General features: G+C 64.8%; 17 protein-coding genes. 9 read left to right on the top strand and 8 right to left on the bottom strand.

Features of this window, described 5'->3' with window-relative positions:
• Window positions 1-242: 242 nt before the first annotated feature.
• Both BPHY_RS29130 and BPHY_RS29125 read right to left on the bottom strand, forming a co-directional pair.
• Complete coding sequence (locus BPHY_RS29130) at window positions 243-989, bottom strand: glucose 1-dehydrogenase (RefSeq protein ID WP_012405048.1); 747 nt, start codon at window positions 987-989, stop codon at window positions 243-245.
• Window positions 990-1,277: 288 nt separating this feature from the next.
• Window positions 1,278-1,973 carry a CBS domain-containing protein gene (locus BPHY_RS29125; protein WP_012405047.1) on the bottom strand — a complete coding sequence of 232 codons (696 nt, stop codon included), beginning with the start codon at window positions 1,971-1,973 and terminating at the stop codon, window positions 1,278-1,280.
• A gap of 209 nt (window positions 1,974-2,182) precedes the next feature.
• Between BPHY_RS29125 and BPHY_RS29120 the strand changes: the two genes are divergently transcribed.
• Both BPHY_RS29120 and BPHY_RS29115 read left to right on the top strand, forming a co-directional pair.
• On the top strand, window positions 2,183-3,139 hold the full coding sequence (locus BPHY_RS29120; RefSeq protein WP_012405046.1) for a universal stress protein: 957 nt from the start codon (window positions 2,183-2,185) through the stop codon (window positions 3,137-3,139).
• Between the two features lie 143 nt (window positions 3,140-3,282).
• Complete coding sequence (locus tag BPHY_RS29115) at window positions 3,283-3,981, top strand: nitroreductase family protein (RefSeq protein WP_012405045.1); 699 nt, start codon at window positions 3,283-3,285, stop codon at window positions 3,979-3,981.
• Between the two features lie 104 nt (window positions 3,982-4,085).
• Here the strand turns inward: BPHY_RS29115 and BPHY_RS29110 are convergent, their stop codons facing one another.
• From BPHY_RS29110 to BPHY_RS29100, 3 genes are all read right to left on the bottom strand, one after another.
• Entirely contained in the window at window positions 4,086-4,547 is a 462-nt protein-coding gene (locus tag BPHY_RS29110; RefSeq protein WP_012405044.1) for a universal stress protein, read from the bottom strand.
• Between the two features lie 60 nt (window positions 4,548-4,607).
• A complete protein-coding gene (locus BPHY_RS29105) occupies window positions 4,608-5,135 on the bottom strand; it encodes a flavodoxin family protein (RefSeq protein ID WP_012405043.1) in 528 nt (175 codons plus the stop codon).
• A 103-nt stretch (window positions 5,136-5,238) separates the two neighbouring features.
• Window positions 5,239-6,279: a zinc-dependent alcohol dehydrogenase family protein gene (locus BPHY_RS29100; RefSeq protein ID WP_012405042.1), complete on the bottom strand. Its 1,041-nt coding sequence runs from the start codon at window positions 6,277-6,279 to the stop codon at window positions 5,239-5,241.
• 230 nt (window positions 6,280-6,509) lie between these two features.
• Here BPHY_RS29100 and BPHY_RS29095 point away from each other — a divergent pair, with 230 nt between their 5' ends.
• The 7 genes from BPHY_RS29095 (at window position 6,510) to BPHY_RS29065 (ending at window position 12,603) form a co-directional block, all read left to right on the top strand.
• A complete protein-coding gene (locus BPHY_RS29095) occupies window positions 6,510-7,349 on the top strand; it encodes a universal stress protein (protein WP_012405041.1) in 840 nt (279 codons plus the stop codon).
• Between the two features lie 25 nt (window positions 7,350-7,374).
• Window positions 7,375-8,211 (top strand): universal stress protein, encoded by an 837-nt coding sequence (locus BPHY_RS29090; RefSeq protein WP_012405040.1) that lies wholly within the window; start codon window positions 7,375-7,377, stop codon window positions 8,209-8,211.
• A gap of 317 nt (window positions 8,212-8,528) precedes the next feature.
• Window positions 8,529-9,176 (top strand): response regulator, encoded by a 648-nt coding sequence (locus BPHY_RS29085; protein ID WP_012405039.1) that lies wholly within the window; start codon window positions 8,529-8,531, stop codon window positions 9,174-9,176.
• A gap of 118 nt (window positions 9,177-9,294) precedes the next feature.
• Window positions 9,295-9,705: a response regulator gene (locus BPHY_RS29080; RefSeq protein WP_041766000.1), complete on the top strand. Its 411-nt coding sequence runs from the start codon at window positions 9,295-9,297 to the stop codon at window positions 9,703-9,705.
• Window positions 9,706-9,718: 13 nt separating this feature from the next.
• Window positions 9,719-10,519, top strand: coding sequence for a fumarate/nitrate reduction transcriptional regulator Fnr (gene fnr, locus BPHY_RS29075; RefSeq protein WP_012405037.1), 801 nt, complete (start codon window positions 9,719-9,721; stop codon window positions 10,517-10,519).
• A 348-nt stretch (window positions 10,520-10,867) separates the two neighbouring features.
• The gene (locus BPHY_RS29070) at window positions 10,868-11,245 is read left to right on the top strand and encodes a DUF3564 domain-containing protein (RefSeq protein ID WP_012405036.1); all 378 of its coding nucleotides are present in this window, start codon (window positions 10,868-10,870) and stop codon (window positions 11,243-11,245) included.
• Window positions 11,246-11,502: 257 nt separating this feature from the next.
• Entirely contained in the window at window positions 11,503-12,603 is a 1,101-nt protein-coding gene (locus BPHY_RS29065; protein ID WP_012405035.1) for a PAS domain-containing sensor histidine kinase, read from the top strand.
• 18 nt (window positions 12,604-12,621) lie between these two features.
• Here the strand turns inward: BPHY_RS29065 and BPHY_RS29060 are convergent, their stop codons facing one another.
• The 3 genes from BPHY_RS29060 to BPHY_RS29050 all read right to left on the bottom strand — a co-directional run bounded on the left by BPHY_RS29060 (window position 12,622) and on the right by BPHY_RS29050 (window position 16,316).
• Window positions 12,622-14,115, bottom strand: a complete 1,494-nt coding sequence (locus tag BPHY_RS29060) for a SulP family inorganic anion transporter (protein ID WP_012405034.1) — start codon at window positions 14,113-14,115, stop codon at window positions 12,622-12,624.
• 1 nt (window position 14,116) lies between these two features.
• Window positions 14,117-14,551: a YeeE/YedE family protein gene (locus tag BPHY_RS29055; protein ID WP_041765996.1), complete on the bottom strand. Its 435-nt coding sequence runs from the start codon at window positions 14,549-14,551 to the stop codon at window positions 14,117-14,119.
• 91 nt (window positions 14,552-14,642) lie between these two features.
• Window positions 14,643-16,316 (bottom strand): AMP-binding protein, encoded by a 1,674-nt coding sequence (locus BPHY_RS29050; RefSeq protein ID WP_052306234.1) that lies wholly within the window; start codon window positions 16,314-16,316, stop codon window positions 14,643-14,645.
• Window positions 16,317-16,328 lie beyond the last annotated feature (12 nt).

Below are 16,328 nucleotides of genomic sequence, written 5' to 3'. Positions count from 1 at the left end.
TACGAAAGAAAGCCGCCCGACAATAATGTACGTCGACGTCGCTTCGGGCATTTCCTTCCTCCTTTCAAGCGAAGCGCGTCGGGGATCACTGCGCGAGTGCCCTCGGCCTTCGGCCATCAACCCGCAGAGCTCGCAGCAGCAATGTTGTATTGCGCGTGGCAAGCACTAAACCTCGGCATCCATCAGGAGCCGAGGTTTTTTCATTGCAGCGGGAGAATGCGGCGCCGCGACCGGCCAGGCGATCAGCGCATCCCGCCGCTTGCGACGATGGTTTCGCCCGTCAGCCAGCCCGAGTCGTCGGAGGCGAGGAACACCGCAATCGACGCGATGTCGCTCGGCTGGCCCACACGGCCAAGAGGCGTCTGGCTCACGGCCATCGTTTCGAAGTCGGAGCCGGCGATGCCCGCTTCGTGCGTGCCTTCCGTAATCACGATGCCCGGATTGATTGCGTTCACGCGAATCTTCTTCGGTCCCAGTTCGCGCGACAGCACGCCCGTGATCGCGTCGACAGCGCCTTTCGTGCCGCTGTAGATGGCCGTCGTCGGCGGCGTGATGCTCGTCACCACCGAACTGATGTTGATGATGCTCGCGCCTTCGCCAAGGTGCTTGACGGCGGCTTGCGTCGTCAGCAGCAGACCTAGCACATTGATATTGAACTGGCGGTGGAATTGATCTTCCGTGAATTCTTCGATCGGCGCGAATTCGTAGACGCCTGAATTGTTCACCAGGATGTCGATGCGGCCATACGTTTCGACGGCTGCATGGATGATGCCCTGCGCATCCGCAGCCTTCGACACATCGCCGCCGACCGCAATCGCCTTGCCCTTTGCCGCCGTAATGTCAGCCACGACCGCATCGGCAGCAGCTTTGCTGCTCGAGTAGTTGACCACCACGGAAGCGCCTTCCGCCGCGAGCGCCTTCGCGATGCCCGCACCGATGCCCTTCGAAGCGCCCGTGACGACAGCGACCTTACCTGCAAGCTTGCTCATGACCTGTTTCCTCAATCGATTCGATAACGTTGAACGGGACCCGCTGTTTTTCTAACAGCCGGCCGACGATGGAGAGAATGTAGACAGACGATTGGCCGCGATAAAGCGGCTCACGGCGAATTGACTTGAAGGATATGGCGAACAATCGACTGCGGATGGTGCGCAGAGCCGCTCGCGAGGGAGTCTACGCGAGAGCAGAAATGCGCGCGACGAAGGTCCGCGCGACGCCGAAGCGTTCGCGTGTGCCTCGCCGCGCGGCGATCGGCAGGCATTGAAACGGTGCAATCGTCACATCAAAGGCATGACGGTCGGATAGCTCAGATGGGCGCGTGCTTCTTTCACGCCTTTCACTTCGAGCGCGGCGACGCAAAGCGCGCGTTCCTCTTCTTCCGACTGGATCACGCCCCACAGGTGTGCGACACCGTCCTTGACGATGACGTTCTCCTTCGTCAATGCCCAGCGCTTATCCCTCAATGCAGCGACGATCGCCTCGGCGATCTCGCGGTCGCTGACAACCTGTCCGTCCTGCGGTCGCGCGGGCGCGCCAGCGCTCGCCAACGCGCGAATCAGGTTGCCGCGCGTGACGATGCCGATCAACTTGCCGCCGCGCATGACGGGCACGCGTTTGATGCGGCGCCTTTCCATCAGGTCCGCAATGTCGGCAACGGGCATTTGCCAGTCGACAGTCAATACGGACGCGGTCATCACATCGGCGACGCTGCGCCCGTGCTCCTTCACGAACGTGCTCGCCAGATCGCGCGTCGTCGAGAATACTTCGAGCCAGCGCGAGCGCCTCGTTTCCGTTCCCGTTTCGACCCGGTGCAGCAAATCGCCTTCACTCACCATACCCACCAGCCCACCGCTTGCATCGACGACAGGCATGCCGCTGATCCTGTTGTCGACCAGTCGTTTCGCCGCTTCCTGCACGGTCATGTCCGGTTGCGCGCAGATCACGGAAGGCGTCATCACATCGATAGCTAACATGGTTTTCTCCTTGGCACACTCAGGTAGTGTCTGCTGCAATCGGACAAACGGGTTGATTGAAGTCAAGCGGATTCAAGCAGGCGCCAGGCGAAGGACACGGCGCGTTCTTGCGCGGCCCGTTGACGATAGTCAGTCCGTCGAGCGCAACCGCGCGCACAATGAAACGTTGCAAGTGCCCACAGCCGGTTACATGAACCGCGGAGGACCTCATGGCAAATCCAGTCGATGCGGAACACGATTCTGTCCGCGCATTCCAGCGTGTGCTGCTGGCCGTCGACGGCAGCGAAGCGAGCCTGCACGCGGCGCAATACACGAACGCGCTGTTCAGCGGGCGGGCGGCCATCGCCGTCGTATCCGTCGTGCAGAATCCGCGCACGCTGTTTCCGCTCGGCGCGACCACACAGGCGTTTCTGAATGCTGCGCGCGACGAACTGATCAGCGACGCGCGCGCCGCGTTGCAACGGATCGAGCCGGTGTTTTGCGGCGCGATGCTGGAAACCGAGGTGATCGATCTGTCGAAACGCGACGGTGACATCGTGCACGCGTTGCTCGACGCGGTGGCGCACTGGCAGGCCGATCTGCTCGTGATGGGCGCGCGGCATCATCGCGGGCTGCTGCGCTGGGTGGAGGGCGCCGTGTCCGAGCCCGTGACGCGACGCGCGAACAGCTCGCTGCTGCTCGTGCCGGAAAACAGCCGCGCCCGCACGGACACGCCGCCGCAGCGCATCCTCTTCGCGCTCGACGGCAGCGCGCATTCGCTGGGCGCGCTGCGCATCGGCCTTCAGCTTGCGTCGGCACAGACGCAGCTGCGCGCGATCTACGTGATCGACCGCGCCGTGCATCTGTTCGATATCGCGCCCGTCGACCTGCTCGAAGGCGCGTTCTACGAAGAAGGACGTGTGACGCTCGATCTCGCCGAGCGCATCTTCTCGGACGAGGGACACGCGGGAGAAACGGCACTCGTCGAAACACACAGAACGGGCGACGACGTGCCGCATGCGATCGTGCGCGACGCAGAACAATGGAACGCCGACCTGCTCGTCGTCGGCACGCATGGACGGCGCGGCATCGCGCGCTGGTTCCTCGGCAGCGTGGCGGCACGCACGCTGCCGCTCGCCGATACGCCGGTGCTGCTGGTGAGCGTGCCCGAGCTGGCGCAGCGATGAGCCGCGCCGCTGGGTCTGGCGAATCACCCTTCCGGCGCGGTTGATCTGTATCAATCCTCGCATTGCGAAGCATGGGACGATGGACGTTCGTTCTCCCGGAGGTCCGCGAGCGGAAGATGTCTTCCGTGCGCGGACGGCTCGCTATGACCAAACCTCTTTTCCGTATCGGCGCCGCGCTGCTCAATACGCCCGCTCCACGGCCCGTCGAAGGCATGCCCGTTCCATATATCGGCTTTGCGCCCGCGCACTGCACGGGCGGCATGCCCTTGCTCGACGCGCTTGCTGCCCGTCAAACCTCGCGCGAATTCGCCGATACGCCGCTCGATCACGACACGCTCGGCGATCTGCTGTGGGCCGCCGACGGCATCAACCGTGCGGGCGTTGGCGGCCGCACCGCGCCATCGGCGCTTGGCGGCTATGAAATCGACATTTACGTACTGCTGGCAAGCGGCGCGTACCGCTATGACGCCGCCGCGCATGCGCTCACGCTCGTCGTGCCCGCCGATCTGCGCGCGATGACCGGATATCAGGAGTTCCTGGGCCACGCGCCCGTCAATCTGGTCTACGTCGCGGATCTCACGCGCATGCACGACATTCCGCATGCGCAGCGCGAAGCGTTTGCATCGGCGAGTGCCGGCGCCATCTTGCAGAACGTGTATCTGTACTGCGCATCGGCGGGTCTCGCGGCGGCCGCGCGCGGCTGGATGAACCGGACGGCACTCGCCGTCAATCTGAAGCTGCCCGTGGGGTCCGTCGCGTTGCTTGCGCAGACGGTTGGTCATTTTGCGGGGAGACGCGGGCATCGCCCGTCAGATGAAGACTTTGCAACGACCGCATGCTGACGCAGTGATTGCGCAGTGACCCATACGTAATTAATGTAACGCGCCGCCCGTCGAGGTCGAGCGGCGCGTTCCCGGCAGTCGTCGCGCTGCGTCAGCGCGTCGAATCATGCTTCTTCCGGCTCGCTGCCCCGCACCAGCAGCACGGGACACTTCGACATCCGCAGAAATCGTTCCGCAACGCTGCCCAGCACGATCCGCTGCATGCCGCGCCGGCCGTGCGTGCCGAGCACGACCAGATCGGCGCCGATGCGGCCCGCACAACGCTGCAGCGCATGCGCGACGTCGTCGTTCAGCTGCTCCGTTTCGATGAGTTCGGTCACGCAGGCAACATGCGATTGCTTGCACACTGACTCCGCGTCTTCCAGCGCGACGCGGCCATTGTCACGCAACGCGTCCGTCAACACGATGGGGTCGAAGTAGCCAGCGTCGCTGAACAACGGCGATGTATCGACGACATAGACGGCATGCACCGTTCCGCTCGTCAGCGACGCCATCTTTACCGCCTCCTGAACCGCCTGCTTCGAGGTGTGACTGCCGTCCACCGCCACGAGGATTGTCTTGTACATGGGAGAGTCCTTTACATACCCGAAAGCAACACGGGGCACGCAGAAAAAATAATGGTGCCGCTACTCGATCCATTCGGTCTGCCGCAGCTTGGCCAGCCGATGCCGGATCTTCTGGCCAAAACCCTGGCGCTTCGTCCCGTCGATGCGCCGGCGCAAGTCATGCGCCGTGACAGCACAGACGGCAAGCGGCGTCTTGCCCACCGCCTTCGCCATCTGATCCAGCGCCGGCTGGCTGCCACGTCCGCCGAGCGTGCAGAACAGCGCGAGATGCCGGATGTGCGCATGCTGTGCCTTCAGCCACGCGACGGCCGGCGCGGACGCATGGCTCGCCCACACGGGCGTGCCGACCACGACGGCGTCGTAGGCAGACAGATCGTGGATGGGCGGCATCACGCGGACATCGCGATGTCGCAGCGCATCGAGAAGCGAACGTACGTAGCCGCGCGCACCCCGACGCGCGGCATGCTCGCCCGGCTCGCGAATCGCCTCGATGTCGGCGCCCAGCTCCGACGCGAGCAGTTCCGCGATGCGCTGCGTCGTGCCGCTGCGCGAGTAGTAGACGACCAGAATCTTGTGTGCAGCGGACATGACGGTACTCCCGTTATCGCAGTGCGGACGCCGCACATGGCGCCGCCTGAGTCCAGCATAAAGGTGTGCTTCGACTCACCGCTGACGCAGATCAACGCATCGGCTAGGACACTTCGATCAGCACCTTGAGCGCATGGGTGCTCGCGGCACGCGAAAACGTTTCGTACGCCGCGATCACGTCTTGAAGCGCGAAGCGATGCGTGATCAGCTGTTTCGGATCGAGGCGCCCCGCGCGCACGGTCTTCATCAGCATCGGCGTGCTGACGGTGTCGACGAGACGCGTCGTGATCGAGATATTGCGGTCCCATAGCGTTTCGAGATGCAGATCGCACTTCACGCCATGCACGCCGACATTCGCAATCGTGCCGCCAGGCGCAATCAGCGCTTCGCACAGTTCGAACGTGGCGGGCACGCCGACGGCTTCGATTGCGCAGTCCACGCCTGTGGATTCCGTCAGCGCCATCACCTGCGCGACGGCGTCTTCGTGACCGTTGTTGATGCATGCCGTCGCCCCGAAACGCTGCGCGACTTCCAGCCGGTTCGAATCGGGATCGATCATGACGATCTGCGCGGGCGAGTAGAACTGCGCGGTGAGCAGCGACGCAAGCCCGATCGGCCCCGCCCCGACGATGGCCACCGTGCTGCCCGGCTGGACCTTGCCGTTGAGCACGCCGCATTCGAAGCCAGTCGGCAGGATGTCAGAAAGCATCACGAGCGCCTCTTCGTCGAGACCGGCGGGAATCCGGTAGAGGCTCGTCTTCGCATGCGGAATGCGCACGAATTCGGCCTGCGTGCCGTCGATGCGATGGCCGAGAATCCACCCGCCCGTCGTGCAATGCGAGTACATGCCGCGCCGGCAATACTCGCACTGCCCGCACGACGAGATGCACGACACCAGCACGTGATCGCCAACGGCGAGACCGCTCACCGCACTGCCGACGCTGTGCACGACGCCCACGCCCTCGTGTCCGAGAATGCGCCCCGGCTCGCAGGACGGCACGTCGCCCTTGAGGATGTGCAGATCGGTGCCGCAGATCGTCGTGCGCGTCATCCTGACAATGGCATCCGTCGGCGCCGCGAGTTCGGGCATCGGACGTTCGTCGAGCGACTTCTCGCCGGGACCGTGATAAACGAGTGCTTTCATCAAAAATCCTCCAGGGAAGGAATGAAAATTCACACGGTCAATCTAGGCCCGCCTCGCGCAACGCGGTTGATGTCGATCAAACGATGCCGGATCCCGTATGACGATACCCAGCCGGCCCGCCATGCAGCGCCGCTTGATCTGCATCAATCGCCTCGCCGGACCGGCTCGTAGACTCGACTTCATCGCGGGCCGCGGCCCGCCCCGCGTCTGTCCATTCTGGAGCAACGGCGATGAGCTACAAGAGCATCCTCGTGCAACTCGATACGGGCGTTCATGCGCATCCGCGCCTCGAAACCGCGCTGCGCGTCGCTCATCAGTTTCACGCGAGGCTCACCGGCCTCTTCACGACCTACCTGCCCGATCCGCACGCGTTCTTCGTGATGGCGGGCACGGCGTCCTACTATGCGGAGCACGAGCGGCAGCGCAATGAGCACGGCGCCGCGCTCGAGCGCCTGTTCCACGCGGAGGCCGCGCGCGCGAAGATCGACGGCCGCTGGATCGCGGCGGCGGGCTATGCAAACGACGTCGTGCCGCCCTATGCGCGCCTCGCCGATCTGGTGATCGCGGGACAAGCCGATCCGCAAGACCCGGAATCGTTCATCGCCGATCAGTTCGCCGAGCATCTGCTGATGTCGGCGGGGCGCCCTGTCCTGCTCGTGCCCGCGACTGGCACGCACGCGACGCTCGGGCACCGCGTGCTCGTCGCGTGGGACGGCAGCCGCGAGGCCACGCGCGCGATCCACGACGCGATGCCGTTCCTGTCGCATGCCGCCGACGTCACGCTGATCACCGTTAACGCGACGCGCAACGAGCCGCCGTCACGGCGCATTCCGGGCGCCGACATCGCGCTGACGATCGCGCGGCACGGCGTCAAGGTGAACGTGCGCGAACTCAGCGTCGAAAACGATGCGGCGATCGGCGACGTGCTGCTATCGCAAGCGGCCGAATCCGGCTGCGACATGATTGTGATGGGCGCCTGGGCGCATTCCCGTCTGCACGAACTCGTGCTCGGCGGCGCGACGCGCACGGTGCTGAAGTCGATGACCGTGCCCGTGCTGCTGTCGCACTAAGCGCATTGCCGAAAAAGGAACCGACATGAGCTACAAGACCCTGCTCGTCCATATCGACGATAGCCGCCGCAGCGACACGCGCATCGCGCTCTCGCTCGAACTCGCGCAGCGCTGGGATGCGCATCTGATTGGCCTATACGTCGTCTGCCAGGATCTCTTCAGGCCGATCTTCCGGCAGGACAAGACCTTGTCGTTCGCGCAGATCGAAGCGCAGGAGGCTAACCGCCGCGAAAAGGCCGAGAATGCCTTCCTCGCGGCCGCCGAGCGCGCCGGGCGCAGCGCCGAATGGCGCGCGCCGCCCGGACCCGCGCTGGACGTGGCGATGCTGCACGCGCGGCATGCCGATCTGCTGGTGCTAGGCCAGCAGGATCCGAACGATCCTGCTTCGTTCGTCGCGCCGCATTTCGTCGGCGATCTGGTGCTGGGCGCGGGCCGGCCCGCACTCGTCGTGCCGTATGCGGGCGAGGTACGTACGCTTGGCGAAAACGTGCTGCTCGCATGGGACGGCAGCCGCGAAGCGGCGCGCGCGGCCGCCGATGCGCTGCCCTTGCTGCAAAGGGCGCGCCATGTGGGCATCGAGATCGTGCACGCACATGGTCAGGCACAGTCTCCCGACGCGCCCGAGGGGATCGACGTCGCCGCGTGGCTGGAGACGCACGGCGTGCGCGCCGCGTTCTCGACCACCCCGCATCATGTCGGCATCGGCGCGGGCGCAACGCTGCTCAATCGCGCATCGGATCTGCATGCGGATCTGCTGGTGACAGGCGCGTACGGGCATGCCCGCGCGCGCGAGCGGGTTTTCGGCGGCGTCACGCGGACCATGCTCGAATCGATGACGGTGCCCGTGCTGATGGCGCATTGAATCGGGTGTTGCACGTGCCAGCCGCGGCGAGGCACGCATGATCGGCATCATCCGCTCGTCGATGGATGCGATCGTCACGATCGCCCACGCAGCACGACCGTGCTGCGCATCGCGGATAATGGCGTGGCGCCGATCGCCACGCGAAAGCGGAGACGGGCGGAGCGCCCGTCCCAGCGAGGACAAGTCGTTCGGCCTGGTCGGCGTATGCGGACGGGCCGATATGCGCGCAGACTTCGCGCAGCCGACAGGCGGCGAACGAAGGCTTTGCCACGACGGTCGCTTGCCTTGCAGGCCGTGCAACCGGAACACTCGCATTCATGATCAAAGTAATCCTTGCCGACGACCACACGCTCGTGCGTGACGGGCTGCGCCACATCCTGCAATCCGCGAGCGGCTTCAAGGTGGCGGGCGAAGCTTGCGACAGCGCGACCACGCTCGCGCTCGTCCGCGCCACGGATGCGCACGTGCTCGTGCTCGACCTGTCGATGCCCGGCCGCAACGGCATCGATCTCATCAGGCAGATCAAGGACGAAAAGCCCGCGCTGCGCATTCTCGTGCTAACCATGCACGCGGAGCAGCAATACGCGGTGCGGGCGTTCAAGGCAGGCGCATCCGGCTATATGACGAAGGAAAGTGCAAGCGCCGAGCTGGTCGGCGCCGTGACCAAGGTGGCGGCGGGCGGCGTCTACGTCAGTCTCGCGATGGCCGAGCGCTTCGCGCAAAACCTCACCGAGCCCGCCGAAGCGCTCCCGCATCAACGGCTATCCCCCCGTGAATTCGACGTGTTCCGGCGTATCGTCGCCGGGCAGACGACCACCGGAATCGCGCTCGAACTTTGCCTGAGCGTCAAAACCGTCAGTACGCACAAGGCTCACATCCTCGAAAAGATGCAGATGCCGAACGAAAACGGGCTCGTGCGTTATGCGATCCGCCACAAGCTGATCGACGGCGAAGCCGACATTTGACGTCTCGTCTGGCACCCCGCGCGGGTAGGAATATTCCTATAGCGCCTACGCAAGTTCCTGGGCCCGCTTCCAACATCTCCGATATATTTTTGAGATTGACCCGCTGATACTGATGGACATGGATACCGCCGTGTCAACCATCGTCTCGAAGGTCTATCTCGTCGATGCCGCCGTCGAAGTGAGGCGCCGTCTCGCTTGTCTGCTCGGCGCGATCGCGGGCGTCGAAGTCGCCGGTGAGGCGCAAGACGGGGACGCCGCGCTGGACGGCATTGTTGCCTGCGACGCGGATATCGTCGTGCTCGACCTGCGCCTCGGGGGCGGGACGAGCCTCGATCTGATCCGGGCGTTGACGCGCACGCATCCCGCGATCGTCAAGATCGTGCTGACGAATCACACCGCGCGCGCATTGCGCGCTGCCTGCGAGGCAGCGGGTGCCGATTTCTTCTTCGACAAAACGTCTGAATTCGATGCGGCCTGCCACACGGTCGCAGGCATTGCACGGGCGCGCGGTGCGCGTGCGCGTGAATGAACAGGAGCCGATCATGCTTGCCGCCACCGACCTCGACACCGCCGTCGCTCTCGCCCCGACGAGTCCAGCGCCACGCACGGCAACCATCGTGCCGATTCATCCCGTCGCGCGCGACGAGCGGTCGCCGCAGCGCGCGTCCCGCTGCTCGACGTGCGCGATGCGCGCCGTGTGCATGCCGGCCGAACTGAGCGCGGCCGAACTCGCGCGGCTCGATTCGATCATCTGCGTGACGCGCCCGGTCAAGCGCGGCGACACGCTGTATCGCGCGGGCGATGCATTTCACAGCATCTACGCGGTGCGCGCGGGCTCGTTCAAGACGGTCGTGATGCATCGCGACGGGCGCGAACACGTGACCGGCTTCCAGATTCCCGGCGAGGCGCTGGGGCTCGATGGCATCGGCGCGGGGCAGCACAGTTGCGATGCGATCGCGCTCGAAGATAGCGCCGTCTGCATCATTCCGTTCGCGCATCTCGAGGTGATCTGCCGCGAAATGAAGCCGATGCAACATCACATCTACCAGATGATGAGCAGTGAGATCGTCCGCGAATCGAGCCAAATGATGCTGCTCGGCACGATGTCGGCGGAACAACGCGTCGCGACGTTTCTGCTGAATCTGTCACGACGCTTCAAGGCACGCGGTTTTTCCGCCGCCGAATTCCACCTGCGCATGACGCGGGAGGAAATCGGCTGCTATCTCGGCATGAAGCTCGAGACCGTGAGCCGGATGGTCTCGAAGTTCCAGCGCGAGCAGCTCGTGCGCGCGAACGGCAAGACAATCCGTATCGTCGATCCCGAAGGACTCGCGCGCGTGTGACGCCTGCTTCGCGTTGCCCGAAACGCACTTCGATGATGCAGGGCCGCTCTCCGGGCAACGGCGCTTCACGCTTCAATACGCGGTACTCGCGCCGGCTAGTCGCCATGCGTAGCCGTGGCGCTCCTTATTTGACGGCAACACCGAGCAGGATTACGCGGACCGGGCGCGTGCTGCCCGTCATGCGTGGTGCAGGCGCGCTTTGCCGCATGTGCACGTCTGCCGTCGTTGACGTGCCTCAATTTTCATCCACAGACACGCGATAGATTGAAATTGCGATCTACGCCACAGCACGATTCGCCGCCGTCACGCGAATCGTGCGCTTCCAGAGTGCCGGACAAGGAGCCGTCGATGAGAATCACCCTTCACCTCGATACGTTCGAATGCGCCGATCCCGCCGCCTACGCGATACTCTGGCTCGATCGCGACGCACGCAAATGGTCGCGCGAAGGACACGCGGCCGTCGATCTGCCCGAATGGGGCACGCTTGCCCTCACGAAGGACTGCACGCGCATCGTCGGCACATTGGGCGCCGACCGCGATCGTCTCTGCTGCGAACTGACGGGTCTCGATCTGCTCTCGCCGCAGGGGCCGTTCGAAGGCGAGTCTGGGCGGGCACTCTGGTATCGATATGCGGATCGTGCGCCCGTTGTCGGGCAATGGCATGTGCAGTGGATCGACGAAACCGACACCGAGCCGGAGCACGGCGTCTTTGCAGACGAATTCTGATTCCCGCGCTATCCGTAATAGCTGACTCGTCCACCCGCGCAGACGCAGCGCACCGTTTCGATCAACTCCGCCGCGCCGAAGCAGGCGCGGCTGTCGGCAACGCCCGTTTCGCGGCGTCGAACGCACAACGCACGGCCTCTTTCGCACTTTCCGGCGCATAGCGGCCTTTGCTCCTAAACTGGAACAACCGTTGTCGAACTGATATAAATCAGCTTCGAATGCGCGAAGCGTCGCCTGCCAAACTGCCGGGAGCCGCAATGGCCACGCCGAAGAACAAGCCGTCCTGCATCGCGAGAGCGGCATCCGTGTCGGATGCCCCGCTCGAAGACCGCTATATGCTGCTGATCGAAGCCGTCCAGGATTACGCGATCTTCATGCTCGACGCGGGCGGCAACATCGCCAGCTGGAATCCGGGCGCGCAGCGAATCAAGGGCTACACGCACGACGAGATCATCGGCCGGCACTTCTCGACGTTCTATACGGAAGAGGACATCGCCGCCGGCAAGCCCGCGCGCGAACTGCAGATCGCAGCCGCCGAAGGACACGTCGAAGACGAAGGCTGGCGGGTTCGGCGCGACGGTTCGCGGTTCTGGGCCAACGTCACCATTTCCGCCGTGCGCGACGCGAACGGCGCGTTGCTCGGCTTCGCGAAGGTGACGCGCGACATGACCGACCGCATGCGCCTCACGGAGCTCGAACGCGCGAGCGAGGTGTCGGCGCAAGTGCAGATCACGCGAGAAAACGAGCAAAAACGCATCGCGCGCGAATTGCACGACGACCTCGGCCAGCAATTGACGGCGCTGAAAATGAGCGTCGCACTGATCGAAGCGACACTCGCCCAAAAGGACGACACCGCGCATCTCGTGCCGCAGACCCACGCACTGCAAAAGGAAATCGACGCCATGGCGATGTCGCTGCGCCGCATCGCCGCGGACCTGCGTCCTCCGCTGCTCGACGATCTCGGTTTGACGGCCGCACTCGAATGGCTCGCCGAAGACTTCACGAAGCGCTACCGTGTCGCCGCAACGGTCCACGTCGAAGCGGACGAACCCCAGTTCAACGAATTCGCGTCGACGACACTGTTTCGCATCGTCCAGGAAGCACTGACCAACGTCGCGCGCCACGCGGCCGCGAGCCATGTGCGCATCGAGCTTGCGCGCGACGGCGCCACGGTGTCGCTCGAAATCGAAGACAACGGTGTGGGCGCGAAGCCCGGCTTGCCGTCCGGCAACAAGTCGTTCGGCCTGCTCGGCATCCGCGAACGCGTCAGGCAATTGCACGGCACCGTGTCGTATATCAGTTCGCCCGGCGCGGGCTTTCGCATGTCGATCCGCGTGCCCATTGCCGACGTGCGATGACGCAATGGCATCGGTGCTTCACGTCTGCTGGCCCTTCGACGGCGGCTCGCGTTCATCTTCCCAATCCCGCCACTCGACGTCGTGCTGCGCCAGATACGCATCGACGGCGACGCCGAGCGTCGGGAAGAAATGCTGCTCGCCCATCACGTCGAATAGCCCATAGCGCTGCAGCATGTCCTTCACCGGTCCTTTCATCTCGGCGAAGCAAAGTTCGATCTGCCGCTCGTGCAAACCTGCATGAAAGTCGCGCAGAAGCTCGCTCGCTGTCACGTCGACGTCCGTGATCGGTTCCGCCGCGACGACGACCCAGCTGGCGGGCGGCGAAGCGTTGTCGATTGCCCGCTGCACGTGATCGCGGAAAATTTCCGCATTGGCGAAAAACAGCGGCGCGTCCCATCGATACAGAACCAGCCCGGGAATCGTGCGGGCGTCCGGGTGCCGCATCATGTCGTGATAGCCCTTGCGTCCGTAGACACGGCCGAGCACCGCGTCGTAGGGCCGCCACGCGCGCCATACGAACGCCATCAGCGCGAGCCCGACGGCGATGAAGATGCCCTGGATCGGACCGATGAGCGCCACGCCCGCAAAACACGCCATCGACTGCAGGAATTCGCTGCGACGCAGACGCAGCAGCCGGAAAACGTCGTGTATCTCGAACAGCCCCAGGCCTGCCGCGACGACAACGGCGCCGAGCGCGGCTTGCGGCAACGTGCGCAGCAGCGCCGGCGCGAAAATCAGCAACGCCGCCACGCATAGCGCAGCGACTACGCCTGTTAACTGCGTCTTCGCCCCCGCCGATTCCGCCACGGGCGTGCGCGACGAACTGCCCGTGACGGGAAAGCCCTGAAACATGCCCGCGACGATGTTGCAAGCCCCGAGTGCAACCAGTTCCTGATCGCGGTCGACATGCTCGGCGCTGCGTTCGGCGAACACACGCGACAGCACGCTGATATCCGCCAGCGAAATCAGGCCGATAGCGAGCGCACCAGGCACGAGCGCGAAGATCTGATCGAACGGCACGGCGGGAAAGGACGGCATCGGCAACCCCTGCGGCACGCTGCCGACCACGGCCACGCCGGCCCGCTTGTCCAGATCGAGCAGCGCCACCGCGAGCGTCGCGCCGACCACGGCGACGAGTATGCCAGGCACCGAGGGCAGCCAGCGGCGGAGCAGGAGAATGGCCAGCAGGCATGCGCCGCCGATCAGGCAGGTCACTTCGTTACCTCTCAGGTCAGGTGTTCCACCGAGGCCGCCGCGCGGACCCGTGGGGTTCAAAGAGACGCTTCGCGTCGAAGGCACCGCCGGGACGGCCCATTCATCCCCGCAGCGACGCAACGTCACCCGAACCAGCTTATGCCCGCTGCCGCGTGTGCTGCAATCGGGATCCCAGCGGCCGGCGAGATCGAGAAAACCGAGCACTTTGGCTGGATTCGCCATGCCCGACACCATCAGGCCGACGCCGAACAGCAAGCCGGATAGCAACGAAACCAGCAGAACAGCGAATGCGCGCATGTCAGCCTCCCGCCAGGTGCCGAAGCACGAACACGGTCAGGAAGCCCGCTCCCATGAAGGTCGCCGTGGCGACCAGCGAGCGTACCGAGCCGCGCGAGATGCCGCACACGCCGTGGCCGCTCGTGCAGCCGCTCCCGTAGCGCGTGCCGATGCCGACCAGAAAGCCCGCGACGACGATCTCGCCCCATCCCGCCTGGATGTCAAGCGTGATCGGCTTGCCGAACAGGCTAGCGAGAACGGGCGCGGCGATCAGTCCGGCGATAAAGGCCACGCGCCAGCCGGCGTCGTCGCACGACGCGCGCAGAAGGCCGCCGAGGATGCCGCTGATGCCCGCAATGCGTCCGTTAAAGAGAACGAGAACAGCCGCGGCGGCGCCAATGACGAGGCCCCCCGCAAGCGAAAACACTGGGGTGAAGTTCCCCATATCGATCGACACGACGCCCCCCGGATTGTGATGCGCGCAAAAGCGGATGCACCGCATCCGCCTATGCGTGCAATTGTTTCCCGGCTGTCGCGGGAATGGAAGGTCAATCGACGCCGCGCAGTTCCCGCCGAAGGATCTTGCCCACCGTCGACTTCGGCAACGCCTCGACGAAACGGATGATCTTCGGCACCTTGTACGCGGCCATGCTGGCGCGGCAATGTGCGATCAGCGCGTCCTGCGTGAGCCCGGCGCCCGGCGCGGCGACGACGAACAGCTTCAGCGCCTCGCCCGTCCGCTCATCCGGCACGCCGACGCACGCGCATTCGGCGACGCCCGGCAGCGCCGTCGCGACCGCTTCCACTTCGTTCGGGTAGACGTTGAAGCCGGACACCAACACCATGTCCTTCTTGCGATCGACGATCCTGAGAAAGCCCTTCGCGTCGAACACGCCAACGTCGCCCGTGCGGAAGTAGCCGTCCGCCGTGAACGCGCGCGCATTGGCTTCGGGCTGCTGCCAGTAGCCGCGCATCACCTGCGGACCCCTCACGCAGATCTCGCCCGGCTCGCCGATGGCGGCTTCGCGGTTTTCGTCGTCGAGCAGTTTGACGTCGGTGGACGGCACGGGAAGTCCGATCGTGCCCGTAAAGGCATCGATGAATTGCGGGTTGAACGACACGACGGGCGAGGTCTCCGACAGCCCATAGCCTTCGCGGATGAAGCTTCCCGTCACGGACTTCCAGCGCTGCGACACGACGTCGATCACGGCCGCCCCGCCGCCCGCCGACAGCCTGAGCCGGGACCAGTCCACTTCCGGCAGACGGGGATGCGCCGCGAGACACGCGTACAACGTGTTGACGCCCACGAAGATGGTCGGACGCGCGGCCTTGAGCACGTCGATGAACGGATCGACGTCGCGCGGATTCGCGACGAGCCAGTTCTCCGCGCCGACCGAGAAGTACGTGAGGAAGTTCACTGTGAGCGCGAAGATGTGATACAGCGGGATCGCCGTGACGATCGTTTCTTCGCCCGGCCGCAGCGCGTCGGGCATGAACGCCTTGAACTGCTCGATGTTCGCGACGAGATTGCGATGCGTCAGCACGGCGCCCTTCGACGGGCCCGTCGTGCCGCCCGTGTATTGCAGAAACAGCAGATCGTTGCCGTCGACACCGACAGGGTCCGCCTCGAGCCGCGTGCCGCGCGCGAGCGCTTGCGGCAAGGTGATCGCATTGCGCAGCGCAGTGTCGGCGGCGGGGCCGGGAATGACGGCGCCGCTGCCGTCGCCCGCGCCCGCCGTGATGACCGTTTTGACCTTGGTGCTGCCGAGCGCCTGTGCGAGCGCGCATGTCGAGCCATCGAAGACGACGATGGTTTCGACGCCTGCGTCGTTCAGCTGATGCTCCAGTTCGCGCGCCGTGTAGAGCGGATTGACGTTGACCTGCACGCCGCCGATCTTTGCGATCGCAATGAACGCGATCGGAAAGGCCAGCAGGTTCGGCAGCATCACGGCCACGCGATCGCCTTTGCGAACACCCGCGACCTTCTGCAGATACGCGGCGAATGCCGTCGACAACCGGTCGATGTCCGCGTACGTCAACGTCTGGCCGAACGCGCGAAAGGCAGGCTTTGCTGCGAACCGCCGCATCGCGACTTCGAGCAGTGCATTGATGGACGGATGGCGATCGGCGTCGATCTCCACGGGGATCGAGCCGTATGAGGCGATCCAGTGCCGTTCCTCGGGCGGATTCGTGCAAAGGCGCGTGCAAAGGCGGTGCTCGATGCGGCTGTCGTC

Origin of the sequence: Paraburkholderia phymatum STM815 (genome assembly GCF_000020045.1) — a bacterium.
Classification (GTDB): domain Bacteria; phylum Pseudomonadota; class Gammaproteobacteria; order Burkholderiales; family Burkholderiaceae; genus Paraburkholderia; species Paraburkholderia phymatum.
This window is presented reverse-complemented; position numbering and strand designations above follow the sequence as displayed.